This window comes from Enterobacter sp. B79-1 (genome assembly GCF_057444735.1).
This window is the reverse complement of record NZ_JBYAZJ010000001.1, coordinates 253,965-268,756: the sequence shown is the minus strand read 5'-3', so window position 1 is coordinate 268,756 and position 14,792 is coordinate 253,965. Positions and strand designations below refer to the sequence as shown.

16 protein-coding genes are annotated in these 14,792 nt (G+C 53.0%); all 16 read right to left on the bottom strand.

Features of this window, described 5'->3' with window-relative positions; all coding sequences use genetic code 11:
• Nucleotides 1-35: 35 nt before the first annotated feature.
• Nucleotides 36-389: a hypothetical protein gene (locus AC2T6E_RS01325; protein WP_020690998.1), complete on the bottom strand. Its 354-nt coding sequence runs from the start codon at nucleotides 387-389 to the stop codon at nucleotides 36-38.
• A gap of 76 nt (nucleotides 390-465) precedes the next feature.
• On the bottom strand, nucleotides 466-3,378 hold the full coding sequence (locus AC2T6E_RS01320; protein ID WP_429165776.1) for a phage tail tape measure protein: 2,913 nt from the start codon (nucleotides 3,376-3,378) through the stop codon (nucleotides 466-468).
• Nucleotides 3,375-3,638 (bottom strand): DUF1799 domain-containing protein, encoded by a 264-nt coding sequence (locus tag AC2T6E_RS01315; protein ID WP_316383710.1) that lies wholly within the window; start codon nucleotides 3,636-3,638, stop codon nucleotides 3,375-3,377. The genes AC2T6E_RS01320 and AC2T6E_RS01315 overlap by 4 nt, the downstream gene beginning before the upstream one ends.
• A 47-nt stretch (nucleotides 3,639-3,685) precedes the next feature.
• Nucleotides 3,686-3,997: a phage tail assembly chaperone gene (locus AC2T6E_RS01310; protein WP_038419624.1), complete on the bottom strand. Its 312-nt coding sequence runs from the start codon at nucleotides 3,995-3,997 to the stop codon at nucleotides 3,686-3,688.
• 62 nt (nucleotides 3,998-4,059) lie between these two features.
• A complete protein-coding gene (locus tag AC2T6E_RS01305; protein WP_251884542.1) occupies nucleotides 4,060-4,731 on the bottom strand; it encodes a phage tail protein in 672 nt (223 codons plus the stop codon).
• 69 nt (nucleotides 4,732-4,800) lie between these two features.
• On the bottom strand, nucleotides 4,801-5,211 hold the full coding sequence (locus tag AC2T6E_RS01300) for a DUF4128 domain-containing protein (RefSeq protein ID WP_251884543.1): 411 nt from the start codon (nucleotides 5,209-5,211) through the stop codon (nucleotides 4,801-4,803).
• Nucleotides 5,208-5,792 carry a hypothetical protein gene (locus tag AC2T6E_RS01295; RefSeq protein ID WP_251884544.1) on the bottom strand — a complete coding sequence of 195 codons (585 nt, stop codon included), beginning with the start codon at nucleotides 5,790-5,792 and terminating at the stop codon, nucleotides 5,208-5,210. The genes AC2T6E_RS01300 and AC2T6E_RS01295 overlap by 4 nt, the downstream gene beginning before the upstream one ends.
• Nucleotide 5,793: 1 nt before the next feature.
• Nucleotides 5,794-6,144 carry a hypothetical protein gene (locus AC2T6E_RS01290; protein WP_251884545.1) on the bottom strand — a complete coding sequence of 117 codons (351 nt, stop codon included), beginning with the start codon at nucleotides 6,142-6,144 and terminating at the stop codon, nucleotides 5,794-5,796.
• Between the two features lies 1 nt (nucleotide 6,145).
• The gene (locus AC2T6E_RS01285; protein WP_429165773.1) at nucleotides 6,146-6,628 is read right to left on the bottom strand and encodes a DnaT-like ssDNA-binding protein; all 483 of its coding nucleotides are present in this window, start codon (nucleotides 6,626-6,628) and stop codon (nucleotides 6,146-6,148) included.
• A 36-nt stretch (nucleotides 6,629-6,664) separates the two neighbouring features.
• Nucleotides 6,665-6,943: an Ig-like domain-containing protein gene (locus AC2T6E_RS01280; protein WP_429165914.1), complete on the bottom strand. Its 279-nt coding sequence runs from the start codon at nucleotides 6,941-6,943 to the stop codon at nucleotides 6,665-6,667.
• A gap of 2 nt (nucleotides 6,944-6,945) precedes the next feature.
• Nucleotides 6,946-7,899 carry a major capsid protein gene (locus tag AC2T6E_RS01275; RefSeq protein ID WP_429165771.1) on the bottom strand — a complete coding sequence of 318 codons (954 nt, stop codon included), beginning with the start codon at nucleotides 7,897-7,899 and terminating at the stop codon, nucleotides 6,946-6,948.
• 11 nt (nucleotides 7,900-7,910) lie between these two features.
• Nucleotides 7,911-8,681: a hypothetical protein gene (locus tag AC2T6E_RS01270; protein ID WP_042713362.1), complete on the bottom strand. Its 771-nt coding sequence runs from the start codon at nucleotides 8,679-8,681 to the stop codon at nucleotides 7,911-7,913.
• 80 nt (nucleotides 8,682-8,761) lie between these two features.
• A complete protein-coding gene (locus AC2T6E_RS01265) occupies nucleotides 8,762-9,859 on the bottom strand; it encodes a phage minor head protein (RefSeq protein WP_089600151.1) in 1,098 nt (365 codons plus the stop codon).
• 1 nt (nucleotide 9,860) lies between these two features.
• On the bottom strand, nucleotides 9,861-11,249 hold the full coding sequence (locus AC2T6E_RS01260; RefSeq protein ID WP_089600153.1) for a DUF4055 domain-containing protein: 1,389 nt from the start codon (nucleotides 11,247-11,249) through the stop codon (nucleotides 9,861-9,863).
• Nucleotide 11,250: 1 nt separating this feature from the next.
• Nucleotides 11,251-12,558 (bottom strand): terminase large subunit domain-containing protein, encoded by a 1,308-nt coding sequence (locus AC2T6E_RS01255; RefSeq protein ID WP_089600154.1) that lies wholly within the window; start codon nucleotides 12,556-12,558, stop codon nucleotides 11,251-11,253.
• The gene (locus AC2T6E_RS01250) at nucleotides 12,536-13,534 is read right to left on the bottom strand and encodes a terminase small subunit (RefSeq protein ID WP_486690268.1); all 999 of its coding nucleotides are present in this window, start codon (nucleotides 13,532-13,534) and stop codon (nucleotides 12,536-12,538) included. The genes AC2T6E_RS01255 and AC2T6E_RS01250 overlap by 23 nt, the downstream gene beginning before the upstream one ends.
• Nucleotides 13,535-14,792 lie beyond the last annotated feature (1,258 nt).

Sequence of the window (14,792 nt, the reverse complement as noted above, 5' to 3'; positions counted from 1 at the left end):
ACCCGAAGGTGGCTTGTGACAGAATGAGAAGGAGATTAGCGGGTTTCACAACCAAGCTGAGACTTGTCGATAATCTGCGTGCCTTCAACACGATAACCATATGTGCCGAACAGAAATGCGTGGTTTAATTGATAAATAACAACATCGCTTAGGCCTACGGAACACTTATCTTTTTCAATAGCCCGATCCATTGCAGTTTTAACGCTTGGAATCCCCAGCGGGAAAATAACAATTGGGGCTTTGTCTTCACCAGTCACACGTTGACCTTTTTCAAACTTAGCTGCGTTCAGGTTGTAATTTTTGGTACTACCCACGGTCATATCAGCTACACGAACAGTACAGCCAGACAACATTAAAGCCCCAAGAGCTAAAGCCACTACCTTCTTCATTTTATGTTTCCTTTAATTGCAATCGGAAACATCTTAACACGGTGAATAACATGATCAAAAAAAACACCGAAGCGTCTTATCTTGATTTTGTTGCATTCCAGATGAGGCCGCCAGGCTGGAGTTGTTTCGCGATACCTGCCCGAACAGATTGATCGATAGTCTGTTTGTAAGCCCGAGAAATAGCGTCGTTGCTACCTGATGCCTGCTGCTGAGTGTTCTGGTTATGAACGACCACGGACGTTTGAACGGTTACGCCGCCAGTTGCCGATGATTGCAGCCCGTACATCGGTGCGTTTCCGACATAGCCGCCGTTTGCATACCCCTGAGCTCCACGCATAAGCGCATAGAGATTGCCGACACCCAGCGCACTGGTAGCTTCCTTCGTAAACACAAACTCACCACCGTGAACTACGCCTTTCGGTTGGTACTTACCACCATCACCGGTGTAGCCACCGCTATCGAATCCCGGCACCAGACCGCCACCAGAGAAACCAAAGAAGGCACCGATACCCGTTCCACCAAAGGCTGACTTCATTCCATTAACCAGAGCCAGTTGAGTCAGCATCTGGGCGATGCCCTTCAGGAAGGTAGTCAGAAAGTCTGAGAAGTTGGATTTACCAGTAGTAAAAAAGTCGGTGAGCGTGCTGGCCATCCCGGTGAACGCATTGCTGGTAATCGTCTGCACCTGTGAGTAAACATTGGTCGCGCTGTCCTCAAATTCAGCCCAACCCTTTTTCGCACCGGTCAGCCAGTCGCCACGTAACCTGTCCTCTGCATCATAGTAATCATTCGCCGCTTTAAGCTGCTTCTGATAGCCCTCGTCGTCAAGTGAACCTCCAGCATTCTTCCAGCCAGCGGCAAGCTGACTTTTCGCGAGTTCACGTTGTGCCTGACGGTCACTCATCCCGGCACCGTTCACTAATGCAGCCTGCTTCTCTGCCATCTGCGTGACGTATTTCTGCGAGGTATCCATTCGCTTGTTTAGCTGTTCCTGTGCGGTAATCTGATCACCTAACAGGGCTTTCTGCCGTGCCAACAGAAGCACCTGGTCTTTACTCGCCAGCAGGGATTGTTCCTGCTTTGTCAGTGAACGTGAACGCGAAGCCTCCTCCAGCACCTGAAATTTCGCTTCAGTAGTCCACAGATCTTTGCGCTGCTGGCTGATAGCGTCGTTCAGCCCTTTATGCTGCTGCAGCGCGCGTAACTGTGCCTGCAGTGCCAGTAGCTCGGACTGGGCAGCATCCGTGCTGCGATCACCAGCCGATAAAGTGCCCTGCTTTCCGGTTTTGGTCTTTTTACCAAAAGAAGCGACTCCTTCCCGATCCTTCTGGGTGGTTGCGGTACTTATCTTTCTGGTCGTATCGAGGTATTTACCTGCACTGATATCAGCCGCATCCCAGTCTTTTTTCAGCTGAGAAACACTGTCGCCATAAGCGACGGCCATTTGTTCGTTGTAGTCCTGCCATCCCTGCAAAGTATCTGTTTTCGCCCAGTCGGGAACGAGGTTAATCGCGGCAGCGATAGAGGAAGAAATGATCTGGTTCAGCTTCTGGAAAACGATCGCAACGCTGTAATAAATTGCGTTGAATTCCTTCAGTGTGGTTGATGCCAGCTCAGCTACCCACTGACCGATACTCTGCATGGCGTCAGACGCCCAGCCCTTGATATCCAGCCACAGGCGGCCAAACGGCGTCAGCGAGTCGTAAGCCTGCTCTCCGCGTTTTGCCATCGTATCGCCAAACAGGTCCATAGCGTGCGTAACGGCCGCGGTCTGGTCCTTTTGCTTGATCAGATCGTCAACATGCTTAAGTTGTGAAACTGTCAGGAAATTATATTGTTCGTTGAGACTTTGCAGCGCTTTAATAGGGTCTTTTTCGATGTCCTTATAGGCTTTGGTGATGTCCTGCGCCGAGACTATACCGGTCTGAACCGCCAGCGCCGTGGAGCCCGCTGCTTTTTCAAGTTGCTTCTGTGTCAGCGATCCCATGCCAACCAGCTCAGTCATCAAACTTTGAACGGTTCCTACAGTCGCGCCAGTAGAGGCAGCAATAGACTGAGAGGAAGCCATAACCTGAAGCGCTGACGTGCCGGCAATGTTGCCCGTCCTGATAATGGCCTTGTTGATTTCGTCGTAGGCGGTGAAGTAGTCCGACCCCGCTTTCGCCGCAATCAGTACAGCACCGGCCAGGCCGCCAATTGCCACTCGTGCAGGGGTCACCATCGACAACATCGCTTTCAGCGCATTGCCTACACCGCCAAACGAGTCACGTAGCTGACCGCCCTGCTGAATAGCAACCATATAAACCGGCATACCGGAAGCCAGTGAGGTCACAATGTCGGTAATTTGCATCGGGAGATAACGCATAGCATTGCGGTATTGCCCCGCGCTGATAGCCCCAAACTTCCACGCTTCCTCCTGCTCTTTCAACTGTGCGATCATTGGTGAAGCACGATCGGATACGCCGAGCTGGGCAGCTTTTAGCTCTAACAGTTCTGCGCGCGTTTTTCCGATTGCTGTGACCTGCTCCTCCAGCGAATCGATAAAGGTTTTGCCCGCCGCAGCTGCACGCTGCGCTGCCTGAGCCTGTTCAATGCGAGCCCGCCCCTCTGCGGTCTCAGACTCCATTACCTGTGCCAGTTTTGCCCGCGTCGTCTCAAGCACGCTGTTGTAACGAGTAAAGTCCTCGTCTCCCACCAGCCCTTTACCGCGAAATTTCGCCAGGCTCTCCTGGATAGTGTCCAGCTCATCCAGCGCCTTGTTTACCGGGCTGATTTTATTCAGCAGGTTCTGCAGTTCCTGACGCTGCTGTTTCAGGCTTTCGCTGTTTTTCTTCTGGTTATCGACACCGGTGCGGAACGTACTGTTCAGGTCATCCGCTTTACCTGCAGCGGCGGTCGCGGTCTCCTGAAAGCGATCCAGTGCCTGGTTACCACGCTCCAGCTCAGTGGTATTTACACGCAGGGAAATCGTGGCGATGTCGTTACTCATTCCGCCCTCTCTTTATGCATAACTTTTAGTGCGGCGCTCTCCATGATTCGGATGTCCGAAAGCGCGGTTGCCTCGTCTTCGACGTGGTGCAGGCGCATCACCCAGGGCAGCACGTTGTAATCAAGCCCTGATGCGCCTCCAATGCCCGTGCGCCACTGCGTGCTGACGGACTGAAACACCAGGAATGAAGGCCATACATCTGGCCAGACGTCGATGTATTGATCGTCGTAGTCATCCGGCGTAAGCCCATAGGGTGCCAGGTCTGCCGCTGTGGGTTCAGGCGTATAGAATGCAGAGGCAACCGCTATCAGTTTTTTTCGCGCTGCCCCATCAGTTCGCGGTAGTAGGTTTCAGGGATAGCCTTCATTGCCGCCGGATAGTTTTCCAGCAGCACCGACAGATTTTCCGCGTTGAATGTATCGGGGAGCGCCCAGCCAGAAATAATTTCCATCAGAAAATCAGTGGCGGTTTTGCCTTCCAGTTTTTCCAGGTCAGCCAGCTCTTTAAGTGGCTTGTGATTAAACGTGAAAGTAAGCACGCCATCTTCATCGCCAGCGCGCGGGATCGAGACGTTGGCCTTGAAGGTTGGTTTGGGCTGGAGGGTGAATTTGGTAGCCATTGATACCTCTTAGTAAAAAAAAAGCCTCCATGGAGGAGGCTCAGATTTTCGTTATGCCCGGCTTATTCCGCGGAGCCTGTGATTTTATAGAACGTCATCGCTGGCGATTGCAGGTTCAGCACGACGCTTACCGTTTCGACCTCGTTCACCGCCGTGGTCGGCGTGTCGTCAAAAGATGCCGTGGCCGCCCAGTAACGGTTCTCCTTCGCCTTCGGCACGTACATGTAAGCCGCCACGGTCTCTTCGTCTTCGTCCAGCTGGCGCAGCAATGGATATACCGGGAGCGTGGAGTCATGCGCGATCGAGTAGGTCTGCGAGACTGCGGATTTATAGGTGTTCAGGTTGCGCTGGCGATCATCGCTGAGGAACTGAATCTGCGTGGTGTTCTGATCACCACCGGATTTCGACACCTCTGTGATTTGTGGCAGTTCGGTCCATTCTTCAATTTTGCGAATAGAGCCGGAACCGCCGCCCGCCGCGTATTTGTTTTTGTTGGTGGTATTGATGTTGCGAAGAGTGACAGCATTCTCCGCAATCGCGTCGATTTTCGCGATAACGTTATCAATACCCGACCAGTTGCAGTTCACGTGAACCATATCGCCGACCGCAATATCGTCCGCGGCGCTGACGGTGATCACCGTGTGCTCAGCATTCGTCGCGCCGGTGAAAGTAATGGCCGGGCCGTAGCCCGACGCCAGATAAACATGAGCGCCGTTAGGCAATGCAAAGCCCATAATGGTTTCTCCTTCAGAAACAAGATAATCGGCGTTAAGCCGGTCAGGTGTGGGATGTCAGAGAGGGAATCAGCTGGTAATGTCTGCCCGATAATTCAGGCTGACAGGAACGGTGTAGGACACAGGTGTAGGGACGCCGCGGAATATGCCAGGCGCGCTGCTAATCCAGCAGGTAAAGTCTTTGCCTGCAATTTCCTGCCCCTCGGGGAACAATTCCGCCACTCTGCTCGCCAGGGCAACGACGGAGGTACGGCCGGAGCCGGCTGGCGCCACGACATTAATCTGGTACACGCCAGAATAAGTCCGGCAGCGCAAGCCGAGATCGATTGTTCGCGGCGTAACGGGCATATCGTGAACGGCCAGGTACATCTCGTTAGCAGGAGGTGTAAACGGCACGTTCTCCCATGCAACCGAAATGCCCTCGGCATCAGCCCAGGCACCCAGTCTGGCGGTCAGTGCAGATGCAATATCAGGAATCACTTAGTCACCTCCCTGACAGCTTCCTCAAAGAAGCGTTGAAACTCAGCTGCAGTTATGCGGACCATGCCGCCCGGAGCCTGTGTGGAATGCCCAATTTCAAGCGGGTAGGCATAGGGCACGTTGTTGCAGAAATAAATGGCCTTCATCCCGACTTTGAAGAGCGACAGCGTGTAGTTCCCGGCCGCTTTTGTCAGGTCGCCGGTCTTGTCTATTCGCCCTGTCTCGTCAGCCGTTGGCGCATCAAAGGACACCTGCCAGTTACCGCGAAAGCGTCCGCCCGTATACCCCGGCGGTGCTTTGATATCCATCCCATCCACCACCCGGGCTTTTTTTTTCAGTCGTCCGGTTTTAGTCAGGTTGTCGGGATTGGCGCGCTGCGCCTCGTTGTGGTCATAAACAGCGCGATTATAGGAAACAGCTGTCTGGTTAACTTCCCACAGCTCCGGGTTGCCCACTGGAGACATCACCACCAGCTGGTTAAGAATTTTGATTCCGACGGCGCGCACCACTGCTTCCTGATTCGTTTTCGCCTTGTTAACGAAAGCCGTGATTTCAGCCAGGAAAGCCGCGTTCTCGCCCATGCTAAGCCCTCAGTTGCGCTTTGTAGCAGAGCACCAGCACGGCAGGTTTTACCGGGTTCGGTTTGACAACACGGTAGGCTGTGCCGTCAATATCAACCACATCACCGATTTTAATTTCCTGCTCTGCCGTAAAAACGATCTGCACATCGCCGTTAACGATTACCGTTCCATCTATTTCGCCTGGCGCGTATTCGGTCTTCACACCCACAGCAGTAAAACGGATCGCTTCAGTTTTATGCTCAACGCCGCCGATAACCGTTACCGAGCCTTTACGTGTGACGTTGTACGTCGCGCCGTTCTGCCTGAGCATGCGGGTCGTTCTGGCCTGCATACGTTGGTAATCAATCGCCATATCAGGCCCTCTCTGCAAATGCATTAATGGCGTAACCACGACCACCAGCAAGGTCGCCCAGCAGCGCCATAACGGCAGGATAAGACGGCGTGAATACTTCTCCATCTGCGACCGCGTAGGTCATGGTTACAGCACCTTCCACACGTTCAGTTTTCACAGCGGCTTCGCGCACGCTCGAGAGTAAATCGCCGTCGATTGCCTCTACCGCCAGCATGCACTGCGCGGTTATAACCTGCCGTGGAACCTCATCCGACGGGAAATCATGTTCATCCAGAACGACATTCACGCGTGGCCATGCCAGAGCCTGTCTCGGGTCAGCTTTTGAGCCAACCCAGTCGAGCCCCTCCAGGTAATCCATTGCCTTAATCAGCAAAGGTGAGAGCTTGTCAGGCAGTTCAATGCCGCGTATTTCCGCAAATGAGGCAAGATCCTCTTCACTGGCGTAGCTGTTGGCATCAGGAGAGGTGATATCGGTATTGATCATCGAATCATCCTGTTTATGGGGGTTTCGCCCCATTCGTTATTCTCCGGCAGGCGCAGTGAAGGTGATCTCATCAGTGGTATTCGCCACTCCTTCAACCGTGCCGGTTACCGTGAAGGTTCCAGCAACGTCTGATGTGAGTTTCACCGTTGCACCACCAGCAGAGCCTGTTTGAGAACTGGCCGTGCTGAGCGTGCCACCTGTGGACGTCCACGCGACGGTTTTACCGGATACACCGGAGCCATTCAGCGTGTACTTCAGAGAAACAGTTACCGCGTCTGTGCTGTCAGCAGTTGCGGAGGTTTTATCCGCTGACAGCGTTACTCCCCCGCAGCGGATTCCAGCTTAATCAGCACGCCTGCCGTAGATTTGTTGCTGGTGAAGTGTTTCTTCCAGTTGCCCGCAGTACCGATGGCGGTCAGGTCAGGGTTATCACCTTTGGCGGTATCCCAGCTGTACCCCAGCAGATCAACGTTCACCACGCCTTCAGCACGATAGCCAACCGCAAGGTTTTCCTGATCGTTGATATCGTAGGAACGGAAGCCCGGCGCCTGAGACTCGGTGACGGTAACCGCACCAGCCACCAGCCCAAGGATCGCATCAGCGTCCATGGTGTCTGTCACCAGCACAGGTTTACCCAGCGTGCCTGGCTGCCCGCCGTAAACCACCACGCCCGCTTCTTCGTAGATTTTATTGGCAATCGCCTCATCAACAATGTCGAAGTAGGTGGCAGAGTGCATCACGAACAGAACCACGCGGTTAAACTTGTCCCCGTACTTACGCAGGCCGCGCGTCAGGGTCTTTTTACCGTCGGTCTCAATATCGGCGGTTACGACCATGTCGGGGTTAGCACCAATCGCCGCAGTCAGCGCTTTCAGGCCGTATTTCACGTAGCCTTCCAGCGTGGCATCTGCGACATCAACGCCAATCACTTCGGAGAACTCATCAACGGAGCGGCCACGGCGTTTAAAGGCCTCTTCCGTGGTTTCATACGGGCCGTATTTCCACGGTGCTTTAACGGATACCGCTTCACCGGCACCAATTTTTTTACCGGTGACTTTATCGACAGAGTTCACATTGCGCGATTCAATGGAACCACCAACTTTATAGAAAGCACGCTTACGAAAATCGCCCTCGATCAGTTCGTTATCCAGCAAAATCGCACCGTTGGAGGAAGCGTTGAACACTTCCAGATTATCCTGGCGGCGCTCGAGGAAAGCGGTCTGCGCCAGATCGTCATAAATAATCAGGTCGGTATTAACAGTGGTAGACATGGGTTAATCCCTTATTTCGGAAGTTTGAGGAAGGCCTGCTGGCCATGCTTGCGGATGTAGTCCGCTTTGTCGCTGGCGCTCATTTCGGAACGTTTCAGGCTGCCACCGCCGTTTGGTTTGTGTCCGCCCGCGCCGGTGCCTTCTGCGCGTGGGAAGAGATGCGGAGCCGTCTCCTTAAGAGACTCCGCCCACTCAAGCGGGCTTAGTGGAGTTTTGCCGTCTTTACCGAACAGAACATCGCCATTTGCATCAACTGCTACGGCCTCGCCTTCGTCGTTGAGCTGGAATGTGCCTTTGGCACGCAGGATCAGATCGTCTGATGCTTCCGGCAGCGCGCCTGTCTTCGCGGCTGCAGCTCGGATTGCATCACCTAGGACGCGGTCCCGGAATTTGTTGGAGAACGCTTCGGCTTTGTCCGCGCGTTCATTTGCGGCTTTAATCTGCTTATTAACGTCAGCACGCAGACGCTCGGTGCGCTTATCTAGCACCTCATCGATTTTTCCGGCGGCAATCAGCTTTGCCTCTTCGTCGTCGGAAAAACGCTGGAGGATCCCGCGCACTGCATCAGGATCGATACCATCAAAGCGAGACAGGTTTTCTTTTTGTTGCTTGATGGTGCCCAGCAGCTCAGAGTTTTTCGATTTCAGGCCAGTTACTTCGCTGGACACACGCTCATCAATCAGCTTCTGGATTTCTGGCGTGATTTCGATACCACCGCCACCGCCGCCCTCACCGCCGCTTTCAGGTGCGTAATATTTCAGAAGCATGTTTCGAATTAACATAATTTCCCCTCGGGATTTTGCCGGGCCTCGCCCATAAAAAAGCCCCGGCGGATGCCAGGGCGTGAAGAAAGTAATGGTTGTTAGTAGTCAGTACCTGAGAGCTGTTTCAGACGTTCCAGGCTGATCCATTCGCCTTTGTCAGTGAACATATCCGCCAGGTCGATTTCACCCGCGCGGAACAGACGTCCACGCTCGGCACCCAGAACCTGATCCTGGCGTTGTGCCGGCTGGCGCGCGAGCCATTCCAGATACGAAGTTTTCCCCGGTACCTGTCCATCCATGCTGGCACGAGTCCCCTCGTCCATCTCGTCGATATCGATGCCGAGTTCGCGCCACGACTTGAGAATCAGGGTTTCAGTAGAACGACAGCAGAAATGAATCTTCCCGGGTCCCTGCAGGTAAGGCACCTTATGCCCGACCGGTTTGTTATCCAGGGTGTAACGCAAGAGGTCACGAATAATGCAGTCGTGGCTGGTTTTATTGTCCAGCGTAGATAGCCACTGTTTGCCTTTTACGATATCGCTGTTGGCGCTGGTGAAGCTGTTGCGTGCTGTGGCAGCCAGATGATTCACGGCTGTTTTAGCGATGCTGGCAGCGTTTGCCCTACTCATCTGCAGCGCGCCGTCGCGATAGTCTTTGTTGGCGTGGCCACGAACATTGCGCGCTATTGTTTCTACCGTGTCGCCGGCAAGATACCCCCTGCGGACGGCGTTCACGATACGGGCCAGCCTGTCCGATTCCAGATTATCAGCCCACTCACTCAGCAGTCGCCCCTGAAAGGGCTGCGCCATGGCCGCGGCATACACCATATCGGCGGTAATGCCCTGCAGCGGATAGTGAGACAGGACCTGTGATGGCAGAAGGGAATCGAACAGGCTCATCTGATAACTGGCCTCGTTCTTTGCCAGCGCCACCAGCTCATTTTCGAGCCCTGCCTGCATGGTGGCTACGGCCTGATGGTTAAGCTCACGCACGCTGCCCAGTAAACTCTGCAGACGGCTAACGGTGAAGCTCTCAGGAGGCAATCTGTCCAGCGCATCCAGTAGACGTGCCGACAGGTCAGCATCCGTCTCGTTAAGCAACTTCACCATCCGGTTTGCCACGCCTGTTGCATAGCGGCTAATCCAGACGGAATGAGCAATAGCCTCATCCCGCAGGCTTTCGTTCACGGTTGCCATATTAGCCCCCGGTCAGCGTTGGGGCCTGATTGCGAAGCGTATCAATAACCTCGTCCGGACTGTCGGCCGGGTCAATGAGATCGAGCTTCTGTAGTGCTCGAATCATATCGCTATCGCGCAGCGCACCGGACTGCCAGGCGTTGACGATTGCCGTCACCATGCCCGACTCGGCAACCTTCGCAATGAATTCCTGATTAATCGTGTAGCTCGTCGATTCGCCCATGATGCCCAGGTATTTCGCACACCATCCCAGCGCCAGCGTATAGGCCTCAGAAACGTTTGAGACGCAAATACCGAGCACCGATGTGGATGATGTTTGCTCCCCGCTCGCTTGGGTTGCCGTCTTCGCCGTGGCGTTCTGCTCAATCAGTCGGGCGCCCAGCTGCACCATGTAATCGCGTTTGCTGTCCATGGCCTCTTTAGCCAGCATGTTCGGCTGCGCCTGGGCATAGCCAAACGAGCCCTCCTTGGGAAGCAAAAGCGGTGATCGGGAACCAATTTTCACCCCCTTCTTCTCGAGGTGGTCGCGCCAGCCGGTATCGAGCCCAGTCATGTACGGCTGCACCTGGCCACAGAACCACACGCTGTCTTCATAGTCAGCACTGTTACGGTAATGCCCGTGGTTTATCTCCACCAGAGCAGCCAGCGGTGAATCATCGATAGTGGGATCGTTGTTTTGGGCGCCGACGAATGTGAATGGGATTTCATCCCAGTAGTCCTGCCCTTTAGGCTTAGGATGATATTCGCTATCGATGGTGTAGGTTCCGCTTGCTGTGCCACCAGCCCGGCGCCATACGCGGCATATGAACCGCCCTTCTTCCAGCGCCAGCTCGCGGTACTGGATTTCATCCTTGTAAGCGTAACCATCCGGCTCTTCTACGCATTCACGCAGGACCACCAGCACCAGCTGATCGCGCCCGTTAATACGCTTTGTTCTCCAGTTGATGATGTTCTCTGCCGGATAGCGGAGGATGATCGCCTCGTCGGAGGCTTCTGCATAGTCGACATAAAGCCCCTCTCGCGCAACCTCCAGCACGTTCTCGGCCACCAGCTGCGACTGCTGATAGATACTTGTACCGGCCCCGTCAGCATTGTCTAACAGGTATTTGAGCTTCTCCGGACCGTTGAAAGTGGGATCCTTTCGATACGCCATTCCAAGCATGCCGATCTTCGTATTGCCTGCAATGGCATAGAACACCGCACGGCTCAAATAGTCTTCGTTACGTTTGCGGTTGCGCGTGGATTTATCGGTTGGGTCGAGATAAGGCAGATATTTATTACCCCCGGCCTTTACAGCCTCAGCCCCTTTGCAGAAGTCCCTGTATTTCCGCCAGGCAGCAGAAGCCGCCCGGTGTTCTGGTCGAACCCAGGTGATGTCGTCGTTTGCCATATCAGAAAGTGGTATCCATGGTGATTGAGTATGCCGGTTTCACGATGGGGTAATCCTTCACGATGAAGTACCCACCAGCATCATTGGGGTGATCGTTATCAGCTGATTTGTCCGGTTCGCCATTGGCCGCCCAGATTTGTTGTTCAAGGCTTTCGGTATAGACCGGGCAGTTTTGCACGTTAACCAGATAGCGGCGTTCGCCGTTGGCGTTGCAGAACATAGCGTTCACCGAGTTGATGCGGTCTTTAACAGGCGGGTTGGCATCATCAACGATGACGCTGAATCCGGCATCGTTGAGCTGAGCGATATCGGTCTTGCTGGCGTTCTGCGATTTGCGTGAGTCGCCAGAGGCATCCGGATAGATGTAAATCTCCCGGCTTTTAACGTAGCGACCATCCTCGTAGCGCCAGAACTCTTCCTGAATGCGCTTAATCATCGCCGGCGTGTCGTAGACCTTCACCAGCTCACGAACCGCACGCGGCAGACCGTTACGCTTTACGTGAACAATCGCGGCCATTTTCCCCACGTTGAAATCCATACCAATGAACAGCGGATCCCCATCCTGAATCTCGTCAGAACAGTTATTCAGCTTACGGTTGAACGTGTGGTAAATGGTCCCGCTATTGAGGTTCGTGAACTTTCCGCGCAGGTATGCCTGAATCAGTTCGTCTGGATAAGAGCTCAGCAGCGACGGGATGTAATCAGGCGGAAGGTTCTTTGCGTTGTCGAATGTGCTGGCCTGAATCAGACCGTACAGGGCCGCAAGCTCTGGCTTTTCACGCACCGCCTTCACGAACTGCTGGTAGACGAACTTGAAGCCCTCCGGCGTAGTCGTGACATCGATGCCGTTACGCAGTCCATCAACCTTATAGCGCATACGAGCAATTATTTTTCGCCATGCCTGCTGTGCTTTGGCCGCCGCCATGACATCCAGCTCATCCACCATCGCATTACCAATTTTGAAACCGACTATTGAGCCGGGCTTCTCCATTGAGCGGCAGATGGTTGTCCCGCGGTACCGTCGCCCCTCGTAGAAGTGAACCTCTTTATTCCCCTCGTTGATTTTGACGGTTAGCCCCCAATCGAAGGCTACCTCTTCAATTGTCGGGTAGAAGATGTCACGAATCTGCGGGTAAGTCGGCGCGAAATAGCCCTGGTTAATCTTCGGGTGCTCCCACATCCCTTTGCAGATGCCGCCACAACCCACCCACGTTTTACCCGAACCGAACCCGGCAACATAGGCTTTGAATTTGTGCTGCATCGCGAGGAAGCGCGCCTGAGGAATGTTAAGTGTCGGGCTGATCCCCATCGTCTGCCCTCGCATCCACTACGTTGATATTGATCTGCACTGGGGTTGGTTCATCGTCCTCACCATCACCGGCCAGCTCTTTACGGAGTTTCTCGACCTCAAGCTGCCGGCGTTCGATTTCAATCTGCTGCAGGCGCTGGGCGAACTCGCTATCGGCCAGGCCCAGGCGCTTCATTACCGCTTCGAACATCCGCTCGCGGCTGATTGCTGTAATTTCGACGCCGTTTTTGCCGACCTTCACGCCGGAGTAAGCGAGCCGAGAAGCTGCCGGGAGTTTGCGAGTGTCAGGGAAGTAAGGCTGCCCAATGCCGTCACCATTGCAGCGCGGGCATTCTGGGTTAGGCTCTCGATTATGGTCATAGCCATAACCGCCCACATCGACTGGCTCAGGTTTATCGCGGTCTGTAGATTCAAGCCGCTTCTCTTCAAACTCAACTGCATCGCGCCACTGGTATTGATTGCCGAAGCCCCAGCAGTAACGACAGGCACCGCGGCGATACTGCGAAAGCTGGTTTGCATCGAAGGTGGCAAGCTGCCACATCTGCGCGAGGACCTCATCGGCACTGCCAAGCGTGCGCGCAATGGAGGCTTTCTGCTGCTGCGCAATAGCCTGCGCAACGTTAGGATTCGCTATGAGCTGACGACCGTAGTTTGGGTCACTATAACCAGTACGTGCAGCGGCAGCGGTGGCGTTACCATCCTTTAGGTACTCCGCGACAAATAAGCGCTGCTGAGCAGTAAGTCCATCATCATCCACCAGCTCATTTGCGCTTTTATCTTTCTGCGCAGTGCGCATTTTTTTCTGCGCATGTTTTTGCGTAGTTTGCGGAGTTTGCGCAGAAGGTTTTTTGATATATCGGCGCGCGGTCGCGTAGTTCAGTCCCTGCGCTTCACACCAATCCTTCGGTGATACGCCAGTTGCGGCATGTTCGGACAGGAACCGTTGCTGAAGCTCGCCCCAGTCCGGTTTTGCCATTACTTACTCCAATAAAAAAGCCACCAGCGGATGCCAGTGGCTTGGGTGTGGTAATCACGAAGGGATTCGAAACCTTGAGCCAGAAGATGAAGGTCGTCTGCGCCATCCTCCAGCTTATAGCAGTGTTACGCTTCGTCCGGTTCGGTTTTACCCGGCATCTCGCGCACCTGACTAATGCTACTCAATATTATTGCAAGCAATTAGTGACCACGAGTGATATTTCCAAAATTTAACTAGGCTGATAACACATTTGTTATTATTAAAGTTGGGACGCCTAGCAATATAGCTAAAAACAAGAATATTTTAGCCAGCACCTTGTAACCTAGTCTAAACAGGTAAATCGACTCTGCAAATAATATCAGACAAAGGACCGGTGACAGGCCAATAAAAAAAATTGTTAAAGTCGAAAAGTCTACTACTGAAAACACCTTCCCCACCCTTATAACATAGATTTATGATTCAAAAATGCATCACCGCAGCGACACTTGAAATCATCAAAAGAAAAACACATAAGAGCGTTAGCCTTTTCATTTGAAGGCCATATGAAATCAGCACCAAGCTCAAAAAAAGCACAACTAATGAAAGACTGAGAAAAAACAATAAGTCATTGATGTTTTCATTTAAGATCAACATTCAAATGTTACTCTTTTATTGGGTTATACACCAATGATAGCGTTTATCTACAAAATTTTTATATATTTCTAACGATAAACGCCTGCCACCCAATATCTGCAAGTTGAACGTTCGTGTAGATTGTATCAATCAGTGGCCTCCCTTCCACCAGAAGGGACTGGTCTCTTATGTTCTACTTATCCAATGCCAGCGAGGTTGCTGTCACCTTTCATAGCACCAATCAGCGTAATCTACAAAACATACTGGCTATACGTCAATCAACAGGTGGCGACGTGCTTTGAGCCAGAACATATCTGGTGCGCTAAAAAGCAACCTATCAGCAATCTTAGCCAATGCTCACCACAGGCCAAACCTAAGGAAATTCTCAATCACTACCACTTGCGCTTGTTGATTCCCAGTTAAGTGCTAGGCTACTCATGATTATGATAGCGAGAACCCAAACCCAATGAAATTATTCATAAAAAGAGAGGGTTTTATTGATACTCTGATTGCTTTCCAGGCGGTTTTATTTTCAAAAACTCCCGTTTTAGGTTGTCAACTCTCCTGTATTATCTAAAATTTAACGTAGGCTTTACTATGTCAGTTAAAGCCGTCGTTCAGAAATACCCGTGTGCTCAAGGACGAG

What these genes read in the sequence shown, in the direction of transcription:
- AC2T6E_RS01310 (WP_038419624.1), bottom strand. Translation starts at nt 3,997, where the DNA reads ATGGCTACCAAATTCACCCTCCAGCCCAAACCAACCTTCAAGGCCAAC.
- AC2T6E_RS01270 (WP_042713362.1), bottom strand. Translation starts at nt 8,681, where the DNA reads ATGTTAATTCGAAACATGCTTCTGAAATATTACGCACCTGAAAGCGGC.
- AC2T6E_RS01290 (WP_251884545.1), bottom strand. Translation starts at nt 6,144, where the DNA reads ATGGCGATTGATTACCAACGTATGCAGGCCAGAACGACCCGCATGCTC.
- AC2T6E_RS01255 (WP_089600154.1), bottom strand. Translation starts at nt 12,558, where the DNA reads ATGGGGATCAGCCCGACACTTAACATTCCTCAGGCGCGCTTCCTCGCG.
- AC2T6E_RS01275 (WP_429165771.1), bottom strand. Translation starts at nt 7,899, where the DNA reads ATGTCTACCACTGTTAATACCGACCTGATTATTTATGACGATCTGGCG.
- AC2T6E_RS01305 (WP_251884542.1), bottom strand. Translation starts at nt 4,731, where the DNA reads ATGGGCTTTGCATTGCCTAACGGCGCTCATGTTTATCTGGCGTCGGGC.
- AC2T6E_RS01320 (WP_429165776.1), bottom strand. Translation starts at nt 3,378, where the DNA reads ATGAGTAACGACATCGCCACGATTTCCCTGCGTGTAAATACCACTGAG.
- AC2T6E_RS01250 (WP_486690268.1), bottom strand. Translation starts at nt 13,534, where the DNA reads ATGGCAAAACCGGACTGGGGCGAGCTTCAGCAACGGTTCCTGTCCGAA.
- AC2T6E_RS01265 (WP_089600151.1), bottom strand. Translation starts at nt 9,859, where the DNA reads ATGGCAACCGTGAACGAAAGCCTGCGGGATGAGGCTATTGCTCATTCC.
- AC2T6E_RS01285 (WP_429165773.1), bottom strand. Translation starts at nt 6,628, where the DNA reads ATGATCAATACCGATATCACCTCTCCTGATGCCAACAGCTACGCCAGT.
- AC2T6E_RS01295 (WP_251884544.1), bottom strand. Translation starts at nt 5,792, where the DNA reads ATGGGCGAGAACGCGGCTTTCCTGGCTGAAATCACGGCTTTCGTTAAC.
- AC2T6E_RS01260 (WP_089600153.1), bottom strand. Translation starts at nt 11,249, where the DNA reads ATGGCAAACGACGACATCACCTGGGTTCGACCAGAACACCGGGCGGCT.
- AC2T6E_RS01325 (WP_020690998.1), bottom strand. Translation starts at nt 389, where the DNA reads ATGAAGAAGGTAGTGGCTTTAGCTCTTGGGGCTTTAATGTTGTCTGGC.